Below are 20,393 nucleotides of genomic sequence, written 5' to 3'. Positions count from 1 at the left end.
CCGCCATGACGCCAGACAAAGCCCTCGAACTGAAACGCAGCAAGCGCCGCGCGCTGTGGCTGCTGCTGGCCGCCGTCGCGGTGTTCGTCGCGACGATCCTGCTGCCGCGTGGCCCGTGGGTCGACGGCTTCAAGGCCGTGGCCGAAGCCGCGATGGTCGGCGCGCTCGCCGACTGGTTCGCGGTCGTCGCCCTGTTCCGCCGTGTGCCGATCCCGTTCGTGTCGCGTCATACCGAGATCATTCCGAAGAACAAGGACAAGATCGCCGACAACCTCGCGGTGTTCGTGCGCGAGAAGTTCCTCGGCCCCGACGCGCTCGCCGCGCAGATCCGCCAGCACGATCCCGCGCAGAAACTCGGCGCTTGGCTCGGCGAGCCGGCAAACACTGACGCGCTCGGCGGCTATGTGACGAAGCTGATGAGTTTCGCGCTCGACATGACCGACGACGCGCGGATCCAGTCGTTCGTCCACGATGCGTTTCGCGCGGTGATCGACCGGGTCGACCTGTCGCAATCGGCCGGCGCGATCCTCGATACGCTGACGAAGGACGGCCGCCACCAGGTGCTGCTCGACGACGCGATCGAACAGGTGGTCGACGTGCTCGACAAGGAAGAAAACCGCGAGGTGATCGCGGGCTTCATCGTCGAATGGCTGAAGACGCAGTACCCGAAGGTCGAGAAGATCATGCCGACGCAGTGGTTCGGCGAGAACGGCGCGCGGATGCTCGCGAGCGCGGTGAGCCGCGTGCTGGAAGGCGTGGCGGCGGACCCCGAGCACGAGTTGCGGCAGCGCTTCGACCGGACGGTCGTGCGGCTGACCGAGCGGTTGAAGCACGATCCCGCGTTCATCGCGAAGGGCGAGGAGATCAAGCGTTACGTTCGCGACGGCGCCGCGTTCAACGAGTATGTCCGCGACTTGTGGGATCAGTTGCGCGCGTGGCTGAAGGCCGATCTCGCGCGCCCCGATTCGGCGCTGCACCGGCAGGCCGCGACGCTCGGCGGCTGGCTCGGTGCGCGGCTGGCGGAGAGTCCGGCATTGCGCGCGTCGCTGAACGAGCATGTCGAGAAGGCGGTGCACGAGATGGCGCCGGATTTCGCGGATTTCCTGATGCGTCATATCCGCGACACGGTGCGCAACTGGGATGCGCGCGAGATGTCGCGGCAGATCGAGCTGAACATCGGCAAGGACCTGCAATACATCCGCATCAACGGCACGCTGGTCGGCGGGCTGATCGGGCTCGGGTTGTATCTGGTGTCGCTGGTGCCGCGCTGGGCGGCCGGCTGGCTGCACTGACGCGGCCACGGGTATCGCGGGAGGGCGCGGAGGGTGCGACGGGCCGCGCCCGCGCGTCATGCGTGCGCTTTTGCGCCGTGCAGTTGCAGGCCGAGCGCCTTGATGACCTTCAGGATGGTGCCGAAGCTGGGGTTGCCGTCGTGCGACAGCGCCTTGTACAGCCCTTCGCGCGACAGGCCCGCGTCGCGCGCGACCTGCGACATGCCGCGTGCGCGTGCGATCACGCCGAGCGCGTGCGCGATGAAGGCCGGATCGTCGCCGGCTTCCTGCAGGCACGCTTCGAAGTAGTCGGCCATGTCGTCTTCGGTCTTCAGATGGTCGGCCGAATCCCACGGCCGGGTGCTGATCTTGTCCATCGATTACTCCATGTCGAGGTGCGCGAGCATCGCGTGCGCGGCGCGTATGTCGGCCTGTTGCGTCGATTTATCGCCGCCGCAGAGCAGGATGACCCAGATCGTTCCGCGCCGGACGTAGTAGACGCGATAGCCAGGGCCGTGGTCGATCCGCATTTCGACGACCGGCGAGCCCGCGGATTTCCAGTCGCCCGGATTGCCCATCGACAGGCGGTCGATGCGTGCCTGGATGCGGCGCTTCGCGACGCGATCCCGCAGGCCGGCAAACCATGCGTCGAAGACGTCGGTGGTCCGGATGCTGAACGTAGGCGCACTGTAGGGCATTGATTGCGGTATGTCAACCATGGTTCACAGGTGGGTCGGGTTGGGTCGGGCTATTCGGTAGCCGCTACATTAGGGCTGCCCGCTTCGTTTGCGTGCCAAATGGCCATTCGGCCGAAGTCGGAGTTCTGCGAATCCGTCTACAATCAATCACGTCTTTGCCGCCCGTGCGCGCTTGCCGCGCGCGGGCGGATCCGTTTGTCCTCCGCTATCCGGAGGCGCCGCCGCGCATCGCTCGTTGCGCGGCGGGCAGTGCCGTGGTTTGTGTCCAGTAGGTAAAGCGTCCGCGTGCCGTAGGCCGGCGCGCGTTCTGAACGCTGCGTGTCCGTAGGCCGGGCAGGCGGCATCAACCGAGAGTCCCCCATGAAAGCATCGGATCTGTTCGTGAAGGCGCTGGAAGCCGAAGGCGTCGAGTACGTGTTCGGCATTCCCGGCGAAGAAAACCTCGATCTGCTCGAATCGCTGCGGCGATCGAAGATCAAGCTCGTGCTGACCCGGCACGAGCAGGCGGCCGGGTTCATGGCCGCCACCTACGGCCGCCTGACGGGCCGTACCGGCGTGTGTATCGCCACGCTCGGGCCCGGCGCGACGAACTTCGTGACGGCCGCCGCGTATGCGCAGCTCGGCGGGATGCCGATGCTGATGATCACCGGGCAGAAGCCGATCAAGTCCAGCAAGCAGGGCCACTTCCAGATCGTCGACGTGGTCGACATGATGCAGCCGCTCACGAAGTTCACGCGGCAGATCGTGTCGATCGGCAACATCCCGTCGGCCGTGCGCGAGGCGTTCCGCCGCGCGGAGGAGGAGCGTCCGGGCGCCGCGCACCTCGAGCTGCCGGAAGACATCGCGCACGAGGAGGGCGACGGCAAGCCGATCCCGCGCAGCTACAGCCGGCGGCCGGTGGCGGAGGAAAAGGCGATCGCGCATGCGGTCGACGCGATCCAGGCCGCGCGCCATCCGCTGCTGATGATCGGTGCGGGCGGCAACCGCAAGACCACCTGCAAGATGCTGCTCGAATTCGTCGACAAGACGGGCATCCCGTTCTTCACGACGCAGATGGGCAAGGGCGTGATCGACGAGACGCACCCGCTGTGGCTCGGCAACGCGACGCTGTCCGACGGCGATTTCGTCCACCGCGCGATCGAGCATGCGGACTGCATCATCAACGTCGGCCACGACGTGATCGAGAAGCCGCCGTTCTTCATGCGTACCGACGACAAGACCGTGATCCACGTGAACTTCCTCGGCGCACAGGTCGATCCCGTCTACTTCCCGCAGATCGAGGTGGTCGGCGACATCGCGAACGCGGTGTGGCAGATGAAGGAGGCGCTCGCACCGCAGCCGCACTGGGATTTCTCGCGCTTCACGATGATCAAGGCGCATTTCGACGCCCATCTGGAGAAGGGCCAGCACGATCCGCGCTTCCCGATGTACCCGGTGCGGATTGTCAACGATCTTTACAACGCGCTGCCGGTCGACGGCATCGTCTGTCTCGACAACGGGATGTACAAGATCTGGTTCGCGCGTTACTGGCGCGCGCACGAGCCGAATTCCCTGCTGCTCGACAACGCGCTCGCGTCGATGGGCGCCGGCCTGCCGTCGGCGATCGCGACGAAGATCGTGCACCCGCAGCGCAAGGTGATCGCCGTGTGCGGCGACGGCGGCTTCATGATGAATTCGCAGGAGCTCGAAACGGCGGTGCGGCTGAAGCTCGACCTCGTCGTGATGATCCTGCGCGACGACGCTTTCGGGATGATCCGCTGGAAGCAGGAGAACATGAATTTCCCCGATTTCGCGATGACGCTGCAGAACCCCGATTTCGTGTCGTATGCGCAAAGCTACGGCGCGCACGGGCACCGCGTCGAATCGGCGGACGATCTCGAGCCGTTGCTGCGCGAGTGTTTCTCTACGCCGGGCGTGCACGTGATCGACGTGCCGATCGACTATTCGGACAACGAGCGCGTGCTGAACCGCGAGATCAAGCGCCTGTCGGCGCAACTCTGAATGTCCCGTCCACAGGAAGGAGTCGTTCCATGTTGAAGGAAACCTATCCGTACTACCTCGCCAACGAAGCCGTCTACGCGAACACCGATCTGGATGTGACGGACAAGTTCAGCGGCAAGGTCGCGACGCGCGTCGCGCTGGCCGACGCGAAGGCCATCGACGCGGCGATCGGCGCGGCGGTCGACGCCGCGAAGCCGATGCGCGAGCTGCCGGCCTACAAGCGGCAGGCCGTGCTCGACCATTGCGTCGCGCGTTTTCGCGAGCGCTTCGACGAGCTGGCCGAGGCGCTGTGCATCGAGGCCGGCAAGCCGATCAACGATTCGAAGGGCGAAGTGACGCGGCTGATCGACACGTTCCGCGTGGCGTCCGAGGAGTCGGTGCGCATCGACGGCGAGATCATCAACCTCGAGATCTCCGCGCGCGCGCAGGGCTATACGGGCTACACGAAGCGCGTGCCGGTCGGCCCGTGCTCGTTCATCTCGCCGTTCAACTTTCCGCTGAACCTCGCCGCGCACAAGGTTGCGCCCGCGCTCGCGGCCGGCTGTCCGTTCGTGCTGAAGCCCGCGAGCCGCACGCCGATCGGCGCGCTGATCATCGGCGAGGTACTCGCCGAAACCGACTTGCCGAAGGGCGCATTCTCGGTGCTGCCCGCGCATCGCGACGGCGCCGACCTGTTCACGACCGACGAGCGTTTCAAGCTGTTGTCGTTCACGGGGTCGCCGGCCGTCGGCTGGGCGCTGAAGGAAAAGGCCGGCAAGAAGAAGGTCGTGCTGGAGCTCGGCGGCAACGCGGCCGCGATCGTCGATGCGGATCAACGCGACCGGCTCGACTACGTGGTCGAGCGCCTCGCGTTTGGCGCGTACTACCAGTCGGGCCAGAGCTGCATCGGCGTGCAGCGGATCCTCGTCCATGCCGATCTGTACGACGCGCTGCGCGAGAAGCTGATCGCAAAGACGCGTTCGCTGAAGATGGGCGATCCGAAGGACCCGTCGACGTTCGTCGGGCCGATGATTTCCGAATCGGAATCCCGCCGGCTGTCGGGATGGATGGACGCGGCCGTCGCGGCGGGCGCGAAGATCGTCGCGGGCGGCAAGGTCGACGGCGCGATGTTCGAAGCGACGCTGCTGGAAAACGTCGGGCACGAGCAGGACCTGTACCGGAAGGAGGCGTTCGGCCCCGTCGCGATCCTCGAGAAGTTCGACCGGTTCGACGATGCGCTCGCCCGCGTGAACGACAGCGACTTCGGGCTGCAGGCCGGCGTGTTTACCGATTCGCTCACGCATGCGCAGCGCGCGTGGGACGAGCTGGAGGTCGGCGGCGTCGTGATCAACGACGTGCCGTCGTTCCGCGTCGACAACATGCCGTACGGCGGCGTGAAGGATTCGGGCCTCGGCCGCGAAGGGGTCCGCTACGCGATCGAGGACATGACCGAGCCGCGGCTGATGGTCGTGCGGCGCCGGTAACGCGGGGCGGGATGCGTAGTGCCGCGACGGCACGCGGGTGGGCGACTAGGCCGGCCCGCGTGCCGTTTTTCATGGCGTCGCGCGCAGCGGGCCGGCGCCGGGCCCGCATCGCGCCGGTATCGTGCCCGCGTCGCGTGGCGGGCTGCCGGAACACGCTCGACTGCGGGACTCGCCTCGTGATGTAATCGCGCGAAACTGCCGACCGGGGTACGACGCCGGAAAGCGCGAATTCATTCTTCACGAGGTCGATTCATGTCTCCCGTCTCGGCATTCAAGCTGGTTTTGTTGTCATTTCTCGCGATCGTCGCGCTCGAATGCCTCGCCAAGCGGCTGCGGCTGCCGCCCGCGGCCGCGCTGCTGATCGGCGGCATCGGCATCGCGTTCATCCCCGGCCTGCCGCCGATCAATCTCGATCCCGAACTGGTGCTGCTGGTGTTCCTGCCGCCGCTGCTGATGGACGGCGCGTACTTCTCGGTGTGGGAGGAGTTCAAGCGCAACGTCGGCGGCATCCTGCTGCTGGCGATCGGCGCGGTCGTGTTCACGACGTTCGCGGTCGGCTTTGCCGTGCACTGGGTGGCGCCGTCGCTGCCGTGGGCCGCGTGCTTCGCGCTCGGCGCGATCGTGTCGCCGCCCGACGCCGTTGCGGCGAAGGCCGTGCTCGAACGCGTCGCGCTGCCGCGCCGGCTGATGGTGCTGCTCGAAGGCGAGAGCCTGCTGAACGATGCGGCCGGCCTCGTGCTGTTCCGCTTCGCGGTCGCGGCCGCGCTCACCGGCGCGTTCAGCCTCGAGCACGCGGTCGTGCGCTTCGCGGAGCTCGGGCTCGGCGGCGTGGCGATCGGCTTTGTGGTCGGCAAGCTCGTCGTGTGGTTCCTGAAGCAGCTCGACGACGACTATCTCGTGATCACCGTCGCGGTGATCACCGGCTGGATCGCCTATATCGCGGGCGAAATGGTCGAGGTATCCGGCGTGATCGCCACCGTCACGGCCGGCATGATCGTCGGCTGGCATCAGCACGAGGTGTTCTCGGCGGCCGTGCGCACGCGCGGCACCGCGTTCTGGCAGGTCATCGTGTTCCTGCTCGAAGCGATGGTGTTCGTGTTGATCGGGCTGTCGCTGCGCGGCGCGATCCACCGGCTCGGCGGCTTCGAGCAGGTGCTCGCCACGATGGTGCCGCCGATGTTCGCGGTGCTGGCGGCGGTGATCGTGTCGCGCTTCGTGTGGATCTACGCGGTCGAGGCGCTGAAGTGGCCGGTGCGCGGGATCGCGCGGCGCGGCGAGGCGCCGGACTGGAAGGCCGCGACGATCATGAGCTGGGCCGGGATGCGCGGCGTCGTCACGCTGGCGATCGCGCTGTCGCTGCCCGAGGCGATGCCCGGTCGCGACGTGATCCTGGTCGCGTCGTTCGCGGTGATCCTCGTCACCGTGCTGCTGCAAGGCACGACGATCGGGCCGCTGATCCGGCTGCTGCGCCTGCCGCAGCGCGAAGAACGCGCGGCGCACCACCTGACCGAGCCGCAGACGTGGGCGTACGTCGAGGCCGCGCAACTCGCGGCGATCCAGCCGCTCGTGCGCGACGAGCACGGGGTCGTGATCCATCCGCGCCTGCTCGAGCAGTACACGTATCGCGCGGAATTGACCGAGCGGGCGAAGGACGAGCCGGCGTACCCGGCGGAAGTGCGCACCGCGCACTACGACGTCGTGCTGGCCGCGATCAGGGCCGGGCGCGCCGAATTGTTGCGCCTGCACCGTTCGGGCCGCATCCACGACGAAATGCTGCACGCGCTCGAACGCGACCTCGACCTGCAGGAAGTGTCCGCGCAGCACGCGCGCGGATAAGGCTGCACGGCACCGTCATGCCGTCATCCAGCGGCCGGTGCCGGCGACCGGAAGCGCGCATGGGCCGATCGTTGCCCGGCGCGCTTTTTTCTTCCTCGCGCCCGCCGATTCGGCACATTTCCATCCGGCCCCAAATGTGGTGGACAACCAGCCTTGCAGCGCATGCAAACCTTATGGCGCCGGTCTCGCAAACGTTATCGTCTTTCGAATCCGGAAATGATCTGATTTAACTGATTCCGTCTCTTTCTGCATATTTGGCAAAACTAAACCGGAAGGAGATAGATGCTGTGTTCTAATTTCATTTAGAATCAGCCGGTTATGTTTATTGAGAGAAAGGATGCGGAGGTAATGCGGCCGCCAACGGGGAGAAATCGGCGTCCGGAGCCCTGCAAGGCCAATGCCGACAGGCCAAATCGGCGGAATCGGGCGGTTTTTTCAACCGCCGAATTAAGATAGCGTCCAAGTCTGATAAACAACTCCTATGAAAGAATCGATTGGAGAATCGGCGTTTGAAACTGTATTTATGAAAGAATCGAGCGTTGATAATGCCTCGGATTGTCTTGAATCGGGGTTATCGGTCCTTCTCGTCGACGATCAACCGTTCGTCGGCGAGGTGATCCGCCGCGCGCTGCGCAGCGAACACGACATCGACCTGCACGTGTGCACCGACGCGCACCGGGCGATGGCGGTCGCGCGCGACGTGAAGCCGACGGTCATCCTGCAGGATCTCGTGATGCCGGAGATCGACGGCCTCGATCTCGTCCGTGCGTGGCGCGCGGACGCCGGCACGGCTCGCGTGCCGATCATCGTCCTGTCCGCGAAGGAGGAGCCGATCGTCAAGCGCGAGGCGTTCATCGCCGGCGCGAACGACTATCTGGTGAAGCTCCCCGACGCGATGGAACTGGCCGCGCGGATCCGCTATCACTCGAATTCGTACCTGATGTCCCGGCAGCGCGACGAGGCGCTCGATTTCCTGTCGCACGACATGCGTTCGCCGCAGACGTCGATCCTCGCGCTGCTCGACGTCTACCGCGCCGAGCACGGCGAGATGCCGGCGATCATGGAACGTATTGCCGGCCATGCGCGGCGCGCGCTCGCGCTTGCCGACGGCTTCATCCACCTGACCCGCGCGCGGTCTGAGCGCCGCGCGCACGAGGTCGTGAACCTCAACGAGATCGTGCTCGACGCGGTCGACCAGCTGTGGGAGAAGGCGGCCGGGCTCGGCAGCCGGGTCACCGCGCACGTGCCCGATACCGAGTGCGTGACGATGGGCGACCGCATGATGCTGACGCGCGCGGTCGCGAACCTGATCGACAACGGGCTGAAGTACGGCCCGGCCGGCACGGACGTGCGCTGCACGCTGAGCGGCGAGGACGGTGCATGGCTGATCGGCGTCGAGGATACCGGCGCGGGAATCGCGCCGGAGCAGCGCACGGCCGCGACCGAGTCGTTCGTGCAGCTCGAATCCGCGCATGGCGCGGCGCGCGGCGGCTTCGGCCTCGGGCTCGCGTTCGTCCGCGCGACGGCGGCGCGGCATCGCGGCCAGATCCTGATGCGCAATACGGCGCGCGGCTTCATGGTCGCGCTTCGGCTGCCGGCGCAAGCGGAGCGGTGATGTCGCGGCGCGGCCTGCCGGCGCCGCGCTGCCCGCAAGCCCTGATGCGCTCGTGGCGCGCCGTCCGGCGCGCAGGCGGGCGCGGATTTTTTCAACGCTGATATTAGAAAGCCCATAACGAACATGGCCACCGTGACGCCCCGCGCGACCAATGAAAGCCTGCATCCGACGATCGGCGCTGCCCGGCTGACGCTCGGCAATCGCATCCTGCTCAGCTTCGGCGTGCTGTTCGTGCTGATGCTGGTGACAGCCGGCGTGTCCTACGAGCGATTGCGTGCGATCAACAGCGAAGCCGTCAGCATCGAGCGCGATTCGCTGCCCGGCGTCTACCTCGCGTCGTCGCTGCGCGGCGCAGTGAATGAATCGTTCATGCTGCTGCAGCAGGCGACGTTCGTCGAGACCGATCCCGAAAGCGTCCAGCGCGATCTCGCGAAGATCGCCGAGGCGGCGAAGGACATCGATTCGTTGTCGGTCGAGTACCAGAACTCGATATTTCGCGACGACGACCGGCAGCGCTTCGCGACCTTCCGGGGCACCTACGACCACTACCTGCCGCTGCTGAACGAAGCGGTGCAGCGGCACCGTCAATCGCACGACGATGCGGTCGCCGGGTATGTGAAGGTGCAGCCCGCATGGGCCGAGGTCGTGCGCAATGCGAATATCCTCGTGCAGGAAAACCGCAAGTTCGCCGATCAGTCGGCGAAGCTGATCCGTGAATCCGTGCAGGACACCGAGGTGGTGCTCGCGACCGCACTGGCGATCATGCTGCTGTCCGCGCTCGGGTTCGGCAACATGCTGTACCGTTCGGTCACCGTCCCGATGGCGCGGCTCGTCGAGGTGCACGACGTGATGCGTACCGGCAACCTGACGCGCCGCCTCGACCTGCGCCGCCGTGACGAATTCGGCACGCTCGAGACGGGCTTCAACCGGATGGCCGACGAACTGACCGAGCTCGTCGCGCGTGCGCAGCAGTCGTCGCTGCAGGTGACGACGTCGGTCGCCGAGATCGCGGCGACGTCGCGCGAGCAGCAGGCGACCGCGAACGAAACCGCGGCGACGACGACCGAGATCGGCGCGACCTCGCGCGAAATCTTCGCGACGTCGCGCGACCTGGTGCGCACGATGAACGAAGTGGCCGGCGTGGCGGAGCAGTCGGCCACACTCGCGGGCGTGAGCCAGAGCGGGCTCACGCGGATGGGCGAGACGATGCGCAGCGTGATGGACGCGGCCGGCTCGGTGAACGCGAAGCTCGCGATCCTCAACGAGAAGGCGCTGAACATCAACCAGGTGGTCGCGACCATCACCAAGGTGGCCGACCAGACCAACCTGCTGTCGCTGAACGCCGCGATCGAGGCCGAGAAGGCCGGCGAATACGGCCGCGGCTTCGCGGTCGTCGCGACCGAGATCCGCCGCCTCGCCGATCAGACGGCGGTCGCGACCTACGATATCGAGCAGACGGTGAAGGAAATCCAGTCGGCGGTATCGGCGGGCGTGATGGGGATGGACAAGTTCTCCGAGGAAGTGCGCCGGGGGATGCTCGACGTGCAGCAGGTCGGCGGGCAGCTGTCGCAGATCATCGCCGAGGTGCAGACGCTCTCGCCGCGCTTCCAGATGGTCAACGAAGGGATGCAGACGCAGGCGAACGGCGCGGAGCAGATCACGCAGGCGCTGTCGCAGCTGTCGGAGGCCGCGCAGCAGACGGCCGAGTCGCTGCGCCAGTCGTCGCAGGCGATCGACGACCTGACGCTCGTCGCGAACCAGTTGCGCACCAGCGTGTCGCGCTTCAAGGTCGACGCGTGACGCGCGCCGACACGCAGAACGGCGCGCATGCGCTGTTCCTGATGTTCGAGCTCGACGGCGAACGCTATGCGCTCGACGCGGCCGGCATCGACGAGGTGCTGCCGCTCGCGGTCACGAAGGCCGTGCCCGGCGCACCCGAATGGATTGCCGGGCTGCTGATGCGCGGTGGCCAGCCGGTGCCGGTGATCGACGTGCCGATGCTGGCGCTCGGGCGCCGCGCGCATGCGCTGCGCTCGACGCGGCTCGTGATGGTCCGCTACCGGGCGCACGAGGCGGGCGGCGAGCGCACGATCGGGCTGATCGTCGAGCGTGCGACGCAGACGATGCGGATCGATCGCGCGGCGTTTCGCGCGAGCGGCATCTCGACCGCGCGCACGCGCTGGCTCGGGCCCGTCGCGAATACGCCCGACGGCGTCGTGCAGCAGGTATCGGTTGCCGACCTGATCGACGACGTTGCACGCCTGTATCTGTTCGACGATGGCCTGCCGGGCCACAGGGGGGAGTCCGCATGAAAGAGTCCGAATCGCGATTTCGCGGCTGGCTGCTGCGCGAGACCGGCATCGACCCCGATTCGCTCGGCAACGATTTCCTGACCCGCGCGCTCACGGAGCGCGTGCACGCGCTGCAGGCGGACGGCGAGCGCCTGTCGTCGGCGGCGCGGCCGCCCGTGACGCAGGACGCGCTCGACGCCTACTGGCAGCAGCTCAACGCATCGGCCGACGAACGGCGTGCGCTGATCGAGCTGTTCGTCGTGCCCGAGACCTGGTTCTTCCGCGACCGCGAGGCCTTCGCGACGCTCGCGCGGCTCGCGGCCGACCGGCTCGCGGCGCTGCCCGGCCGCGTGATCCGTGTGCTGAGCGCACCGTGCTCGACGGGCGAGGAACCGTTTTCGGCGGCGATGGCGCTGCTCGACGCGGGGCTCGACCCGGCCAGTTTCACGATCGACGCGATCGACCTCAGCACGCGCGCGATCGAGCAGGCGCGGCTCGGCTGTTACGGGCGCAACGCGTTCCGCGGCACCGCGACGGAGTTTCGCGCGCGGCACTTCACGCCGACCCGCGAGGGCTGGCTGCTCGACGAGCGCGTGCGCGCCTGTGTGCAGTTCAGTCAGGCGAACCTCGTCGAACCGGCGGTGGACACGGGCCTTCGCTACGATTTCGTGTTCTGCCGCAACGTGCTGATCTACTTCGATCGCGATGCGCAGGATCGCGTGATCCGCTCGCTCGGCGAGCGTCTTGCCGACGACGGCGTGCTGTTCGTCGGGCCGGCCGAGACGGGGGTCGCGATGCGGCACGGGATGCGCTCGGCGCGCGTGCCGCTGGCATTCGCGTTTCATCGCGAGCCCGCCGGCGCGGCGCCCGATGCCTACGCGGCCCGGCCGGCGGCGCCGCTGTCCGTGGCGGCGGCGCCGTACCGGCGCGCGGAGCGCTTCACGGTCGCGCCGCCCGCGGCGACACGCCCGGTGCTGGCGGTCGCGCCGCGGGCCTGGCTCGGCGACGCACGCGAGCCGTTCGCGGCAGCGCCGCCGGCCATGCACGCGGCCGCGTTCGACGCACGGGCCGAGCTGCCGGCAGTGGCGGCCGAACCGGTTGCGCCCGTTGCAACGGGCGCACCGGTGGCCGAAGGCCCCGCGCCGACGCTGGAAGACGCACAGGCGCTGGCGAATGCCGGCGCGTTCGACGAGGCCGAGCGCGTGCTCGCGCAGTTCTCGGCGCGCGTCGGGCCGCATGCCGATGCGTTCTACCTGAACGGGTTGATCGCGGATGCGCGCGGGCGAGCATCGGAAGCCGGCGACTTCTACAGGAAGGCACTGTACCTGCGGCCCACGCATCACGAAGCGCTGACCCATCTCGCGACGCTGCTCGACGTCGGCGGCGATCGCGCGGGCGCGCAATGGCTGCTCGAGCGTGCACGGCGCTCGGCCGGCTGACAAGACTACGGGTTGGGGACCGACACCGCGATGACCAGAGGAATTCATGAACCGCGCCGCCGCTGCCATTGACGAGACGACGATCGACGTCGACGATTGCTGGAACCGGATCGGCACGCGCGGCGACCGCACGTGCGAGCGGCTGAACGAGTGCCTGCGCTGCCTGAACTGCCCGGTGTACGCGTATCACGCGGCGAAGCTGCTCGAGCGCCCGCTCGACGCGGCCGAGATGGCCGACGCCACGCGCCGGATGAGCGCGCCCGGCGCGCCGCACGTGCGCGACGCCGACGCCGATACGCGCCATGCGGCGCTGGCGTTCCGCGTGGCCGACGAATGGCTCGCGCTGCCGATCGGCGTGCTGCGCGAGATCGCCGGCACGCGCCCGATCCATTCGCTGCCGCATCGCCGCAATTCGGCCGTGCGCGGCGTGGTCAACATCCGCGGCACGTTGCGCATCGCGATCTCGATCGGCGCGCTGCTCGGACTCGATGTCGGCAAGGGCGGCAAGGGCGGCAAGGGCAGTGACGACGGCCGCTTCACGCGGCTGCTGGTCGCCGCGCACCAGGGCGAGCCGGTCGTGTTTCCGGTCGACGAAGTCGAGGGCGTGCTGCGTTTCGGCGCATCCGACTGGGTGCCCGTGCCGGCCACGGTCGGGCGCGCGAGCGCCGGCCTGTCGCGCGGCGTGCTGTCGTGGCGCGGCAAGTCGGTGGGCCTGCTCGACGACGACCGCCTGTTCGACGCAGTCACACGGAGCATGCGATGAGCGGCGATGACGACCTGAGCCACCTGTCGCTGCTCGAGCTGTATCGCGAGGAGACGCGCACGCAGACCCAGGCGCTGTCCGAGCGGCTGCTCGCGCTCGAATCGGGCGAGCCCGATTCCGTCGCGCTCGAGGCATGCATGCGCGCCGCGCATTCGCTGAAGGGGGCCGCGCGCATCGTCGGCGTGCCGCTCGGCGTCGACATCGCGGGGCGGATGGAGGAGTGCTTCGTCGCCGCGCAGGCCGGCACGATCGCGCTGACGGCCACGCACGTCGACGTGCTGCTGGCGGGCGTCGATTTGCTGGTGCGCGTCGGCGATCCGCAGGCGCAGCCGGTGACGCAGACGGAGATCGACGTGTTCGCGGCGGCGCTCACGGGCGCCGACGGCGCGCAGACGATGCAGGTGTCGGGCGCCGTCCCGCCGCAGGCGCCGCCGACGGTCGTGCCGTATCGCGAACACGACGGTGCCGCGAACGAGCCCGTCGGGGCGAGTGCCGCGGTGCCGCCGCTTGCGGTCTCGGGCGCGGTGCCCGATCCGGCCCAGGCCGGCCGCGTGGCCGGCGCCGGCGCGATGCGCCGCGTGCGCGCGGATACGCTGAACCGGCTGCTGAGCCTGTCCGGCGAATCGCTGGTCGAATCGCGCTGGCTCAAGCCGTTCGCCGAATCGATGCTGCGCGTGAAGCGCGCCCAGCGCGACGCAGCCCGCTCGCTCGATTTGATGTATGAACAGTTCGCCGACGATCTCGACGCGGGCATGCTCGCGTCGATGAACGAAGTCCGGCACATGCTGAACGACCTGCAGCGCTCGCTCGCCGAGCGCATGGACGAATTCGACCGCTTCGAGCGGCGCAGCACGCATATCGCCGAGCAGCTGTACGACGAGGCGCTGCAATGCCGGATGCGGCCGTTCGGCGACGCGACGCGTGCGTACCCGCGCATCGTCCGCGATCTCGCGCGTTCGCTCGGCAAGCAGGTGCGTTTCTCGATCGTCGGCGAGGGCACGCAGGTCGACCGAGACATCCTCGACCTGCTCGACGCGCCGCTCGGCCACCTGCTGCGCAACGCGATCGACCACGGCGTCGATTCGCCGGAGGCGCGGCGCGCGCGCGGCAAGCCGGCCGAGGCGAGCGTGACGCTGGAGGCGCGCCACAGTGCCGGCTCGCTGCTGGTCAGCGTGATCGACGACGGCCCGGGCGTCGACATGGACGCGCTGCGCGCGGCCGTCGTGCGCCAGCGCCTGACCGACGACGAGACGGCCGCGCGGCTGTCCGATCCCGAACTGCTCGAGTTCCTGCTGCTGCCGGGTTTCTCGATGCGCGATGCGGTGACCGACGTGTCGGGCCGCGGCGTCGGTCTCGACGCGGTGCAGGAGATGGTGCGCGGCGTGCGCGGCGCGGTGCGGATCTTCAACGAGCCGGGCGCGGGCATGCGTTTCGTGCTGCAGCTGCCGCTCACGCTGTCGGTGATCCGCAGCCTGCTCGTCGAGGTCGGTGGCGAGCCGTATGCGTTCCCGCTCGCGCACGTGCGCCGCACGCTCGAACTCTCGCACGACGATATCGACGTGCTCGAAGGGCAGCCGCATTTCCCGTTCGACGGCCGGCGCGCGGGCCTCGTCGCCGCGCATCAGCTGCTCGACGCGGGTGAGCCCGACGTCGCGCGCACGAGCACGGCGGTCGTGGTCGTCGGCGGGGAACCCGAGCTGTACGGCGTCGCGGTCGACCGCTTCCTCGGCGAGCGGATGCTCGTCGTGCAGCCGCTCGACAGCCGCCTGCACAAGATCCAGAACATCGCGGCCGGCGCGCTGCTCGAGAACGGCGACCCGGTGCTGATCGTCGACGTCGAGGACCTGATCCGCTCGGTCGACAAGCTCGTGCGCGGCGGGCAGCTCGCGCGGCTCACGCGCGACCCGCAACTGGCGCTGGCCGACCGGCGCCGCCGCGTGCTCGTCGTCGACGATTCGCTGACGGTGCGCGAGCTCGAACGCAAGCTGCTGGAAAAGCGCGGCTACGACGTGACGGTCGCGGTCGACGGGATGGAGGGCTGGAACGCGGTGCGCAGCGATGCGTTCGATCTCGTCGTCACGGACGTCGACATGCCGCGCATGGACGGCATCGAACTCGTCACGCTGATCAAGGGCGATCCGATGCTCAAGCGCGTGCCGGTGATGATCGTGTCGTACAAGGATCGCGACGAGGATCGCCGTCGCGGGCTCGATGCGGGCGCCGACTACTACCTCGCGAAGAGCAGCTTCCACGACGAGGCGCTGCTCGACGCCGTGCACGACCTGATCGGGGACGCGCGAGGATGAACATCGGCATCGTCAACGACTTGCCGCTGGCCGTGGAGGCGCTGCGCCGCGTGATCGCGCTGCGCACCGACCATCGCGTGCTGTGGGTCGCGACCGACGGCGACGAGGCGGTGGATTTCTGCGTCGCGCATCCGCCCGATCTCGTGCTGATGGATCTAGTGATGCCGAAGGTCGACGGTGTCGCGGCGACGCGCCGGATCATGGCGCGCGCGCCCTGCGCGATCCTGATCGTGACGGCGAGCGTCAGCGCGAACACGTCGTCGGTCTACGAGGCGATGGGCGCGGGTGCGCTCGACGCGGTCGACACGCCGACGCTCGCGCTCGGGCTGTCGGCCGACGGGTCGCCGCAGGCGCTGCTCGCGAAGATCGACCAGATCGGCCGGCTGCTCGAAAGCCGTTCCGCGGCGCTCGTGCCGCCGGGGCCCGCGCCCGAGCGCGGCCAGCCGACGCTCGTCGCGATCGGCGCGTCGGCGGGCGGGCCGACCGCGCTGACGGCGCTGCTGCGCGCGCTGCCGGCCGACTTTCCGGCGGCGATCGTGATCGTCCAGCATGTCGACCAGGCGTTCGCGCTCGGGATGGCCGAGTGGCTCGACGGCTATACGCGGCTGCCGGTGCGCGTCGCGCGGCAGGGCAGCGTGCCGCAGGCCGGCGAGGTGCTGCTCGCGGCGACCAACGATCACCTTTACCTGTCGCCGCGCGGCGTGCTCGGCTATACGCGGCATCCGGTCGAGACACCGTACCGGCCGTCGATCGACGTGTTCTTCAACAGCGTCGCCGACGGCTGGCAGGGCGAAGCGTTCGGCGTGCTGCTGACGGGCATGGGGCGCGACGGCGCGCTCGGCCTGAAGGCGATGCGCGCGAAGGGCTGCCACACGATCGCGCAGGACGAAGCGACGAGCGCCGTGTACGGAATGCCGAAGGCGGCCGCCGCGATCGGGGCGGCGTCGGCGATCCTGCCGCTCGAACGGATTGCGCCCCAGCTGATCTCACGCATCACGCGTCCGCTGCGCGACTGACGGCGTTCAACGGGCCGGCGACGCCGTCCCGTCCCGTTCCGCTGCGCCGGCGGCCGCATTGCGGGCGGCGCGGGGCGTCGCGTACTCGCGTACAATGGCGGCCTGCGGAGATGGCATGCCTCCCTGCGGTCGTACGCGGCGCGTTGCGCACGGTGCGGCCCTCAACCGCCGGTAAGCCCGGCTGATGATGCCTGCGTGTTCCTGGGTCGTCAGGAGGTCGCAGGCCGTCCATGCGGTATTCTGCCGCCCAGGTTTTGATGTTCCGTCGAATCTGGAAATCATGTTCTTCACGACTTCTGCCGATCTTCTCGCGACCGTGCGCTACGTATGCCGCTGGCTCGCGCTCTCGGCCCTGCTTGGCGCACTGGCCGGCACGGCTTCCGCCTTGTTCCTGATCGCGCTCGACTGGGCGACCGGCACGCGCGTCGCGCATCCGTGGCTGCTGTGGGGGCTGCCGGCGGCCGGTTTCGCGACCGGCTGGATCTACCATCGCTTCGGCCAGTCCGTCGCGCGCGGCAACAACCTGCTGATCGACGAGATCCACGACCCGAAGGCGCTCGTGCCGAAACGGATGGCACCGCTCGTGCTCGTCGCGACCGTCGTCACGCACCTGTTCGGCGGCTCGGCCGGCCGCGAGGGCACGGCCGTGCAGATGGGCGGCGCGCTCGCCGATCGCGTCACGCACGTGTTCCGTCTCGATCGCGAACATCGCCGCGTGCTGCTGATGGGCGGCATCGCGGCCGGTTTCGCATCGGTGTTCGGCACGCCGCTCGCGGGCGCCGTGTTCGGGCTCGAGGTGCTGGCGATCGGGCGCGTGCGGTACGACGCGCTGCTGACCTGTGTCGCGTCGGCGATCGTCGCGGACGTCGTGTGTCGCGCGTGGGGCGTGCATCACACGGCCTATGCGATTCCGTTAGTGCCGGCCGTGTCGGCGACGGGGCTGGCCGTGACGGTCGTCGCGGGCGTGGCGTTCGGCGTGGTCGGGCGGCTGTTCGCGTTCGCGACGCATGCGCTGACCGCGTGGTTCCGCCGCGTCATCCGTTATGCGCAGCTGCAGCCGGTGCTCGGCGGCCTGCTGGTCGCCGCGGCTGCGACCGCGTTGAACGTGCCGCAGTATCTCGGCCTCGGCATCCCGACGATCGAGGCCGCGTTTCACGGCCCGTTGCCGCTCTACGACTTCGCGGGCAAGTTCGCGTTCACCGTCGTCACGCTCGCGTCGGGGTTCAAGGGCGGGGAAGTGACGCCGCTGTTCTATATCGGCGCGACGCTCGGCAACGCGCTCGGCCAGGTGCTGGCGCTGCCGGTGCCCGTGCTCGCGGGGCTCGGCTTCGTCGCGGTGTTCGCGGGCGCGGCCAACACGCCGATCGCGTCGACGATCATGGCGATCGAACTGTTCGGGGCGGATATCGGCGTGTATGCGATCGTCGCGTGTGTCGTTGCGTACCTGTTCTCGGGGCACGCGGGGATTTATCGCGCGCAGCGCGTGGCGGTGGGCAAGGGCGCGCAGGCCGAAGCCGAATGACACGGGCGAGGAAAGGTGATGCGGTGCTTGCGGGAGGGGGAAGGTGTCGTTGCTGGTACATCTGATCGGACCGGGCGGCGCCGGCAAGACCACGGTCGGCGCGATCGTCGCGGAGCGCCTGAACTGGCGGTTCGTCGATGTGGATCGATGCTTCCTGGCGGAGCACGGGAACATTGCCGATTTCATCCGGGAGCGCGGTTATGCCGAGTATGCGTCGCACAACGTCCGGCTGTACGAGCAACTCAAGCGTGACCTGTCGGCGCCTGCGATCTGCGCGGTGTCGTCCGGGTTCATGCTGTATCCGGACGATGTCGCGCCGGCCTATCCGGCACTTCGCCGTGACATCGAGGAGGACGGCTTGACCGCGCTCCTGTTGCCTTCGTTCGATCTCGAGCGCTGCGCGAAAACGATCGTGGCCCGGCAAATGTCCCGGCCTTATCTGAACGCGAACGAAGCCGACGAGATGCGCAAGATCCGCGACCGGTTTCCCGCCTTCATGCGCCTGAACTGCAGGCGGTTCTCGAGCGACGGCACGCCCGAACACGTGGCGGGCGACATCGAACGCTTCATCGTGGCGTCGATGCCGTCGAGTGAACATGATCCGTGTCCGGTCGCGGGCGACGGCCCGACGCATCCATGCGGCACCCGCGGTGCCGGAAACCGGGAGCACGACATTCAATGACGCTGGAAGACTTTCTGATCGAAGCGCGGCGCCTCGCCAGGCCATGCCGTCAATACCGCTTCGCGAGTGGCGGTGAACCCGTCACCGGCTACTGGCATGGCGTTGAAGCAGGCGCGCCGTGCGTTTCCGTCGAGCGGGACGGCATCTGGCTGAACGTGTATCTCGACGAAGGCGGGACATCGGGCCGCGTGGAACCCGCCGCGCAACCCGTGCGGTCGGAACGCCCGCTGTGCCGGTCCGACGCTACGTCGCTCCCGCCGGTCGAAGCGGTGTTCCGCTTCGGCTCAGCCGCGATCGACGCCTATCTCGACGTGCACGGCTGGCAACGCGACTGGGGATTCAACGGCAACTTCAAGGGCATCGCGGCACACGACTACGAGCGTGAGTGGATGGCGCAATGCCCGCTCTACACGGGCGGGGTGGTCGCTGTCGTGGGCGGGTGGAACATGCACTGGCCCGACGACGACGAACCGGTCGATCTCGATCTCGTCCTCTGGACGTTCGAGGAAGCGGAGCCGTGGGTCGAGGTGTTTTCCGACGGCGGCCGGTACTCGGTGATCCAGCGGATCACCTAGCGCGCCGGCATCCGTTACGGCTTCGGCAGGCGCGCGACATGGCGCGCCAGCAGTTCCTCGATATCGATGCCCTTTTCGGCCAGCAACGCCGTGACGACACCGTTCAGTTCGCCGAGCGTTTCCTTGACCGATTCCCGGATCGTGTCCACGACCACCTGCGTGCTGCGTTCGATCTCGATGTTGACCGTGTCGTTGACGCCTTTCGCATCGAAGGTCGTCGCGCGTCGCGTTTCGGGAATCAGCCAGACATCGAACCAGCCTTCGTCGCGGTTGACGTCGGACACCGTCAGGCTGCAGCCGTTGATCGCGATATAGCCCTTTGCGAACACGTACCGCTTGAATGCGTCCGGCACGCCGATGCGCACCATCCGGTTATGCTCGGACGATGCGATGTGCCGGATGGTCCCGGTGAAGTCGACATGGCCGGACAGCGGATGCCCGCCGATCTCCGCGCCGTCCTTCGCGGCCCGCTCCACGTTGATCCGCGCGCCTGTCGTGAGGTCGGCCAGCGTGGTGATTTTCAGGCTCGGCAGCATCACGTCGAAGTCGATCAGTTCCGGCGAATGGATGGTCGTCACCGTCAGGCAGACGCCGTCGACCGAGACGCTGGCGCCGATCTCGATGTCGTCGGTAAACCGTTCCGGGAATTCGATGCTGAAGGTTCTCAGTTCCCCGTGGTCGGCGATGGTCTTGATGGTGGCAACGCCCTGGACAATTCCTGTAAACATGGTCGATCCCTTGTCGCAAACTTGCTGGCCCACATGATAAGGGATACCGGGAGAGGCGGCCTTGCGGCGCGCGGCTTCCGGCGGGGCGGGCGGAATTCGCGGCCGAAAAAAAGGCCGTGCACCTGGCACGGCCTCGATCCGGATCCATTTGTCGACGCGCGCCGGCGGTGATGGCCGCACCACCGGC

The 20,393-nt window shown here is 68.2% G+C and carries 17 protein-coding genes and 1 riboswitch; of the genes, 14 read left to right on the top strand and 3 right to left on the bottom strand.

Annotation, left to right across the window (positions count from 1 at the left end):
- Nucleotides 1-5: 5 nt before the first annotated feature.
- Nucleotides 6-1,292 carry a DUF445 domain-containing protein gene (locus PQB87_RS29580; protein WP_060065763.1) on the top strand — a complete coding sequence of 429 codons (1,287 nt, stop codon included), beginning with the start codon at nucleotides 6-8 and terminating at the stop codon, nucleotides 1,290-1,292.
- Between the two features lie 56 nt (nucleotides 1,293-1,348).
- On the opposite strand, the gene PQB87_RS29575 is transcribed toward PQB87_RS29580, so the two are convergent.
- Both PQB87_RS29575 and PQB87_RS29570 read right to left on the bottom strand, forming a co-directional pair.
- The gene (locus PQB87_RS29575) at nucleotides 1,349-1,648 is read right to left on the bottom strand and encodes an addiction module antidote protein (RefSeq protein ID WP_021157290.1); all 300 of its coding nucleotides are present in this window, start codon (nucleotides 1,646-1,648) and stop codon (nucleotides 1,349-1,351) included.
- A gap of 3 nt (nucleotides 1,649-1,651) precedes the next feature.
- The gene (locus PQB87_RS29570) at nucleotides 1,652-1,969 is read right to left on the bottom strand and encodes a type II toxin-antitoxin system RelE/ParE family toxin (RefSeq protein ID WP_021157289.1); all 318 of its coding nucleotides are present in this window, start codon (nucleotides 1,967-1,969) and stop codon (nucleotides 1,652-1,654) included.
- Nucleotides 1,970-2,329: 360 nt separating this feature from the next.
- Here PQB87_RS29570 and PQB87_RS29565 point away from each other — a divergent pair, with 360 nt between their 5' ends.
- The 13 genes from PQB87_RS29565 (at nucleotide 2,330) to PQB87_RS29505 (ending at nucleotide 19,478) form a co-directional block, all read left to right on the top strand.
- Entirely contained in the window at nucleotides 2,330-3,970 is a 1,641-nt protein-coding gene (locus PQB87_RS29565) for an acetolactate synthase large subunit (RefSeq protein ID WP_027790992.1), read from the top strand.
- A gap of 29 nt (nucleotides 3,971-3,999) precedes the next feature.
- Entirely contained in the window at nucleotides 4,000-5,433 is a 1,434-nt protein-coding gene (locus PQB87_RS29560; RefSeq protein ID WP_060194943.1) for an aldehyde dehydrogenase family protein, read from the top strand.
- A 252-nt stretch (nucleotides 5,434-5,685) separates the two neighbouring features.
- Entirely contained in the window at nucleotides 5,686-7,269 is a 1,584-nt protein-coding gene (locus tag PQB87_RS29555) for a Na+/H+ antiporter (protein ID WP_059684515.1), read from the top strand.
- A 481-nt stretch (nucleotides 7,270-7,750) separates the two neighbouring features.
- Complete coding sequence (locus PQB87_RS29550; protein WP_059684508.1) at nucleotides 7,751-8,884, top strand: hybrid sensor histidine kinase/response regulator; 1,134 nt, start codon at nucleotides 7,751-7,753, stop codon at nucleotides 8,882-8,884.
- A 123-nt stretch (nucleotides 8,885-9,007) separates the two neighbouring features.
- Nucleotides 9,008-10,684 (top strand): methyl-accepting chemotaxis protein, encoded by a 1,677-nt coding sequence (locus PQB87_RS29545; protein WP_489243101.1) that lies wholly within the window; start codon nucleotides 9,008-9,010, stop codon nucleotides 10,682-10,684.
- Nucleotides 10,681-11,196, top strand: a complete 516-nt coding sequence (locus tag PQB87_RS29540; RefSeq protein ID WP_059684507.1) for a chemotaxis protein CheW — start codon at nucleotides 10,681-10,683, stop codon at nucleotides 11,194-11,196. Before PQB87_RS29545 ends, PQB87_RS29540 begins: the two co-directional genes overlap by 4 nt.
- Nucleotides 11,193-12,614: a CheR family methyltransferase gene (locus PQB87_RS29535; RefSeq protein ID WP_233342743.1), complete on the top strand. Its 1,422-nt coding sequence runs from the start codon at nucleotides 11,193-11,195 to the stop codon at nucleotides 12,612-12,614. Before PQB87_RS29540 ends, PQB87_RS29535 begins: the two co-directional genes overlap by 4 nt.
- Nucleotides 12,615-12,660: 46 nt before the next feature.
- Nucleotides 12,661-13,377 carry a chemotaxis protein CheW gene (locus PQB87_RS29530; RefSeq protein WP_153489864.1) on the top strand — a complete coding sequence of 239 codons (717 nt, stop codon included), beginning with the start codon at nucleotides 12,661-12,663 and terminating at the stop codon, nucleotides 13,375-13,377.
- Nucleotides 13,374-15,683 (top strand): hybrid sensor histidine kinase/response regulator, encoded by a 2,310-nt coding sequence (locus PQB87_RS29525; protein ID WP_059484111.1) that lies wholly within the window; start codon nucleotides 13,374-13,376, stop codon nucleotides 15,681-15,683. The genes PQB87_RS29530 and PQB87_RS29525 overlap by 4 nt, the downstream gene beginning before the upstream one ends.
- On the top strand, nucleotides 15,680-16,699 hold the full coding sequence (locus PQB87_RS29520; protein ID WP_059684503.1) for a chemotaxis response regulator protein-glutamate methylesterase: 1,020 nt from the start codon (nucleotides 15,680-15,682) through the stop codon (nucleotides 16,697-16,699). The genes PQB87_RS29525 and PQB87_RS29520 overlap by 4 nt, the downstream gene beginning before the upstream one ends.
- Before the next feature lie 97 nt (nucleotides 16,700-16,796).
- A riboswitch (Fluoride riboswitch) is annotated at nucleotides 16,797-16,900 on the top strand.
- Between the two features lie 79 nt (nucleotides 16,901-16,979).
- Nucleotides 16,980-18,221: a voltage-gated chloride channel family protein gene (locus tag PQB87_RS29515; protein WP_489243100.1), complete on the top strand. Its 1,242-nt coding sequence runs from the start codon at nucleotides 16,980-16,982 to the stop codon at nucleotides 18,219-18,221.
- Nucleotides 18,222-18,264: 43 nt separating this feature from the next.
- Nucleotides 18,265-18,903 carry a shikimate kinase gene (locus PQB87_RS29510; RefSeq protein ID WP_301860688.1) on the top strand — a complete coding sequence of 213 codons (639 nt, stop codon included), beginning with the start codon at nucleotides 18,265-18,267 and terminating at the stop codon, nucleotides 18,901-18,903.
- On the top strand, nucleotides 18,900-19,478 hold the full coding sequence (locus PQB87_RS29505) for a hypothetical protein (RefSeq protein WP_489243099.1): 579 nt from the start codon (nucleotides 18,900-18,902) through the stop codon (nucleotides 19,476-19,478). The genes PQB87_RS29510 and PQB87_RS29505 overlap by 4 nt, the downstream gene beginning before the upstream one ends.
- Nucleotides 19,479-19,492: 14 nt before the next feature.
- Here the strand turns inward: PQB87_RS29505 and PQB87_RS29500 are convergent, their stop codons facing one another.
- Nucleotides 19,493-20,206: a riboflavin synthase gene (locus PQB87_RS29500; protein ID WP_048022213.1), complete on the bottom strand. Its 714-nt coding sequence runs from the start codon at nucleotides 20,204-20,206 to the stop codon at nucleotides 19,493-19,495.
- Between the last annotated feature and the right edge of the window lie 187 nt (nucleotides 20,207-20,393).

It is taken from the genome of Burkholderia sp. KL41 (assembly GCF_057005415.2).
The sequence above is the reverse complement of the archived record's forward strand: the minus strand, read 5'-3'. Positions and strand labels throughout refer to the sequence as shown.

Coding starts and splice junctions, on each gene's coding strand:
- PQB87_RS29580 (WP_060065763.1), top strand. CDS start 6: ATGACGCCAGACAAAGCCCTCGAACTGAAACGCAGCAAGCGCCGCGCG.
- PQB87_RS29575 (WP_021157290.1), bottom strand. CDS start 1,648: ATGGACAAGATCAGCACCCGGCCGTGGGATTCGGCCGACCATCTGAAG.
- PQB87_RS29570 (WP_021157289.1), bottom strand. CDS start 1,969: ATGCCCTACAGTGCGCCTACGTTCAGCATCCGGACCACCGACGTCTTC.
- PQB87_RS29565 (WP_027790992.1), top strand. CDS start 2,330: ATGAAAGCATCGGATCTGTTCGTGAAGGCGCTGGAAGCCGAAGGCGTC.
- PQB87_RS29560 (WP_060194943.1), top strand. CDS start 4,000: ATGTTGAAGGAAACCTATCCGTACTACCTCGCCAACGAAGCCGTCTAC.
- PQB87_RS29555 (WP_059684515.1), top strand. CDS start 5,686: ATGTCTCCCGTCTCGGCATTCAAGCTGGTTTTGTTGTCATTTCTCGCG.
- PQB87_RS29550 (WP_059684508.1), top strand. CDS start 7,751: ATGAAAGAATCGATTGGAGAATCGGCGTTTGAAACTGTATTTATGAAA.
- PQB87_RS29545 (WP_489243101.1), top strand. CDS start 9,008: ATGGCCACCGTGACGCCCCGCGCGACCAATGAAAGCCTGCATCCGACG.
- PQB87_RS29535 (WP_233342743.1), top strand. CDS start 11,193: ATGAAAGAGTCCGAATCGCGATTTCGCGGCTGGCTGCTGCGCGAGACC.
- PQB87_RS29530 (WP_153489864.1), top strand. CDS start 12,661: ATGAACCGCGCCGCCGCTGCCATTGACGAGACGACGATCGACGTCGAC.
- PQB87_RS29525 (WP_059484111.1), top strand. CDS start 13,374: ATGAGCGGCGATGACGACCTGAGCCACCTGTCGCTGCTCGAGCTGTAT.
- PQB87_RS29520 (WP_059684503.1), top strand. CDS start 15,680: ATGAACATCGGCATCGTCAACGACTTGCCGCTGGCCGTGGAGGCGCTG.
- PQB87_RS29515 (WP_489243100.1), top strand. CDS start 16,980: ATGTTCTTCACGACTTCTGCCGATCTTCTCGCGACCGTGCGCTACGTA.
- PQB87_RS29505 (WP_489243099.1), top strand. CDS start 18,900: ATGACGCTGGAAGACTTTCTGATCGAAGCGCGGCGCCTCGCCAGGCCA.
- PQB87_RS29500 (WP_048022213.1), bottom strand. CDS start 20,206: ATGTTTACAGGAATTGTCCAGGGCGTTGCCACCATCAAGACCATCGCC.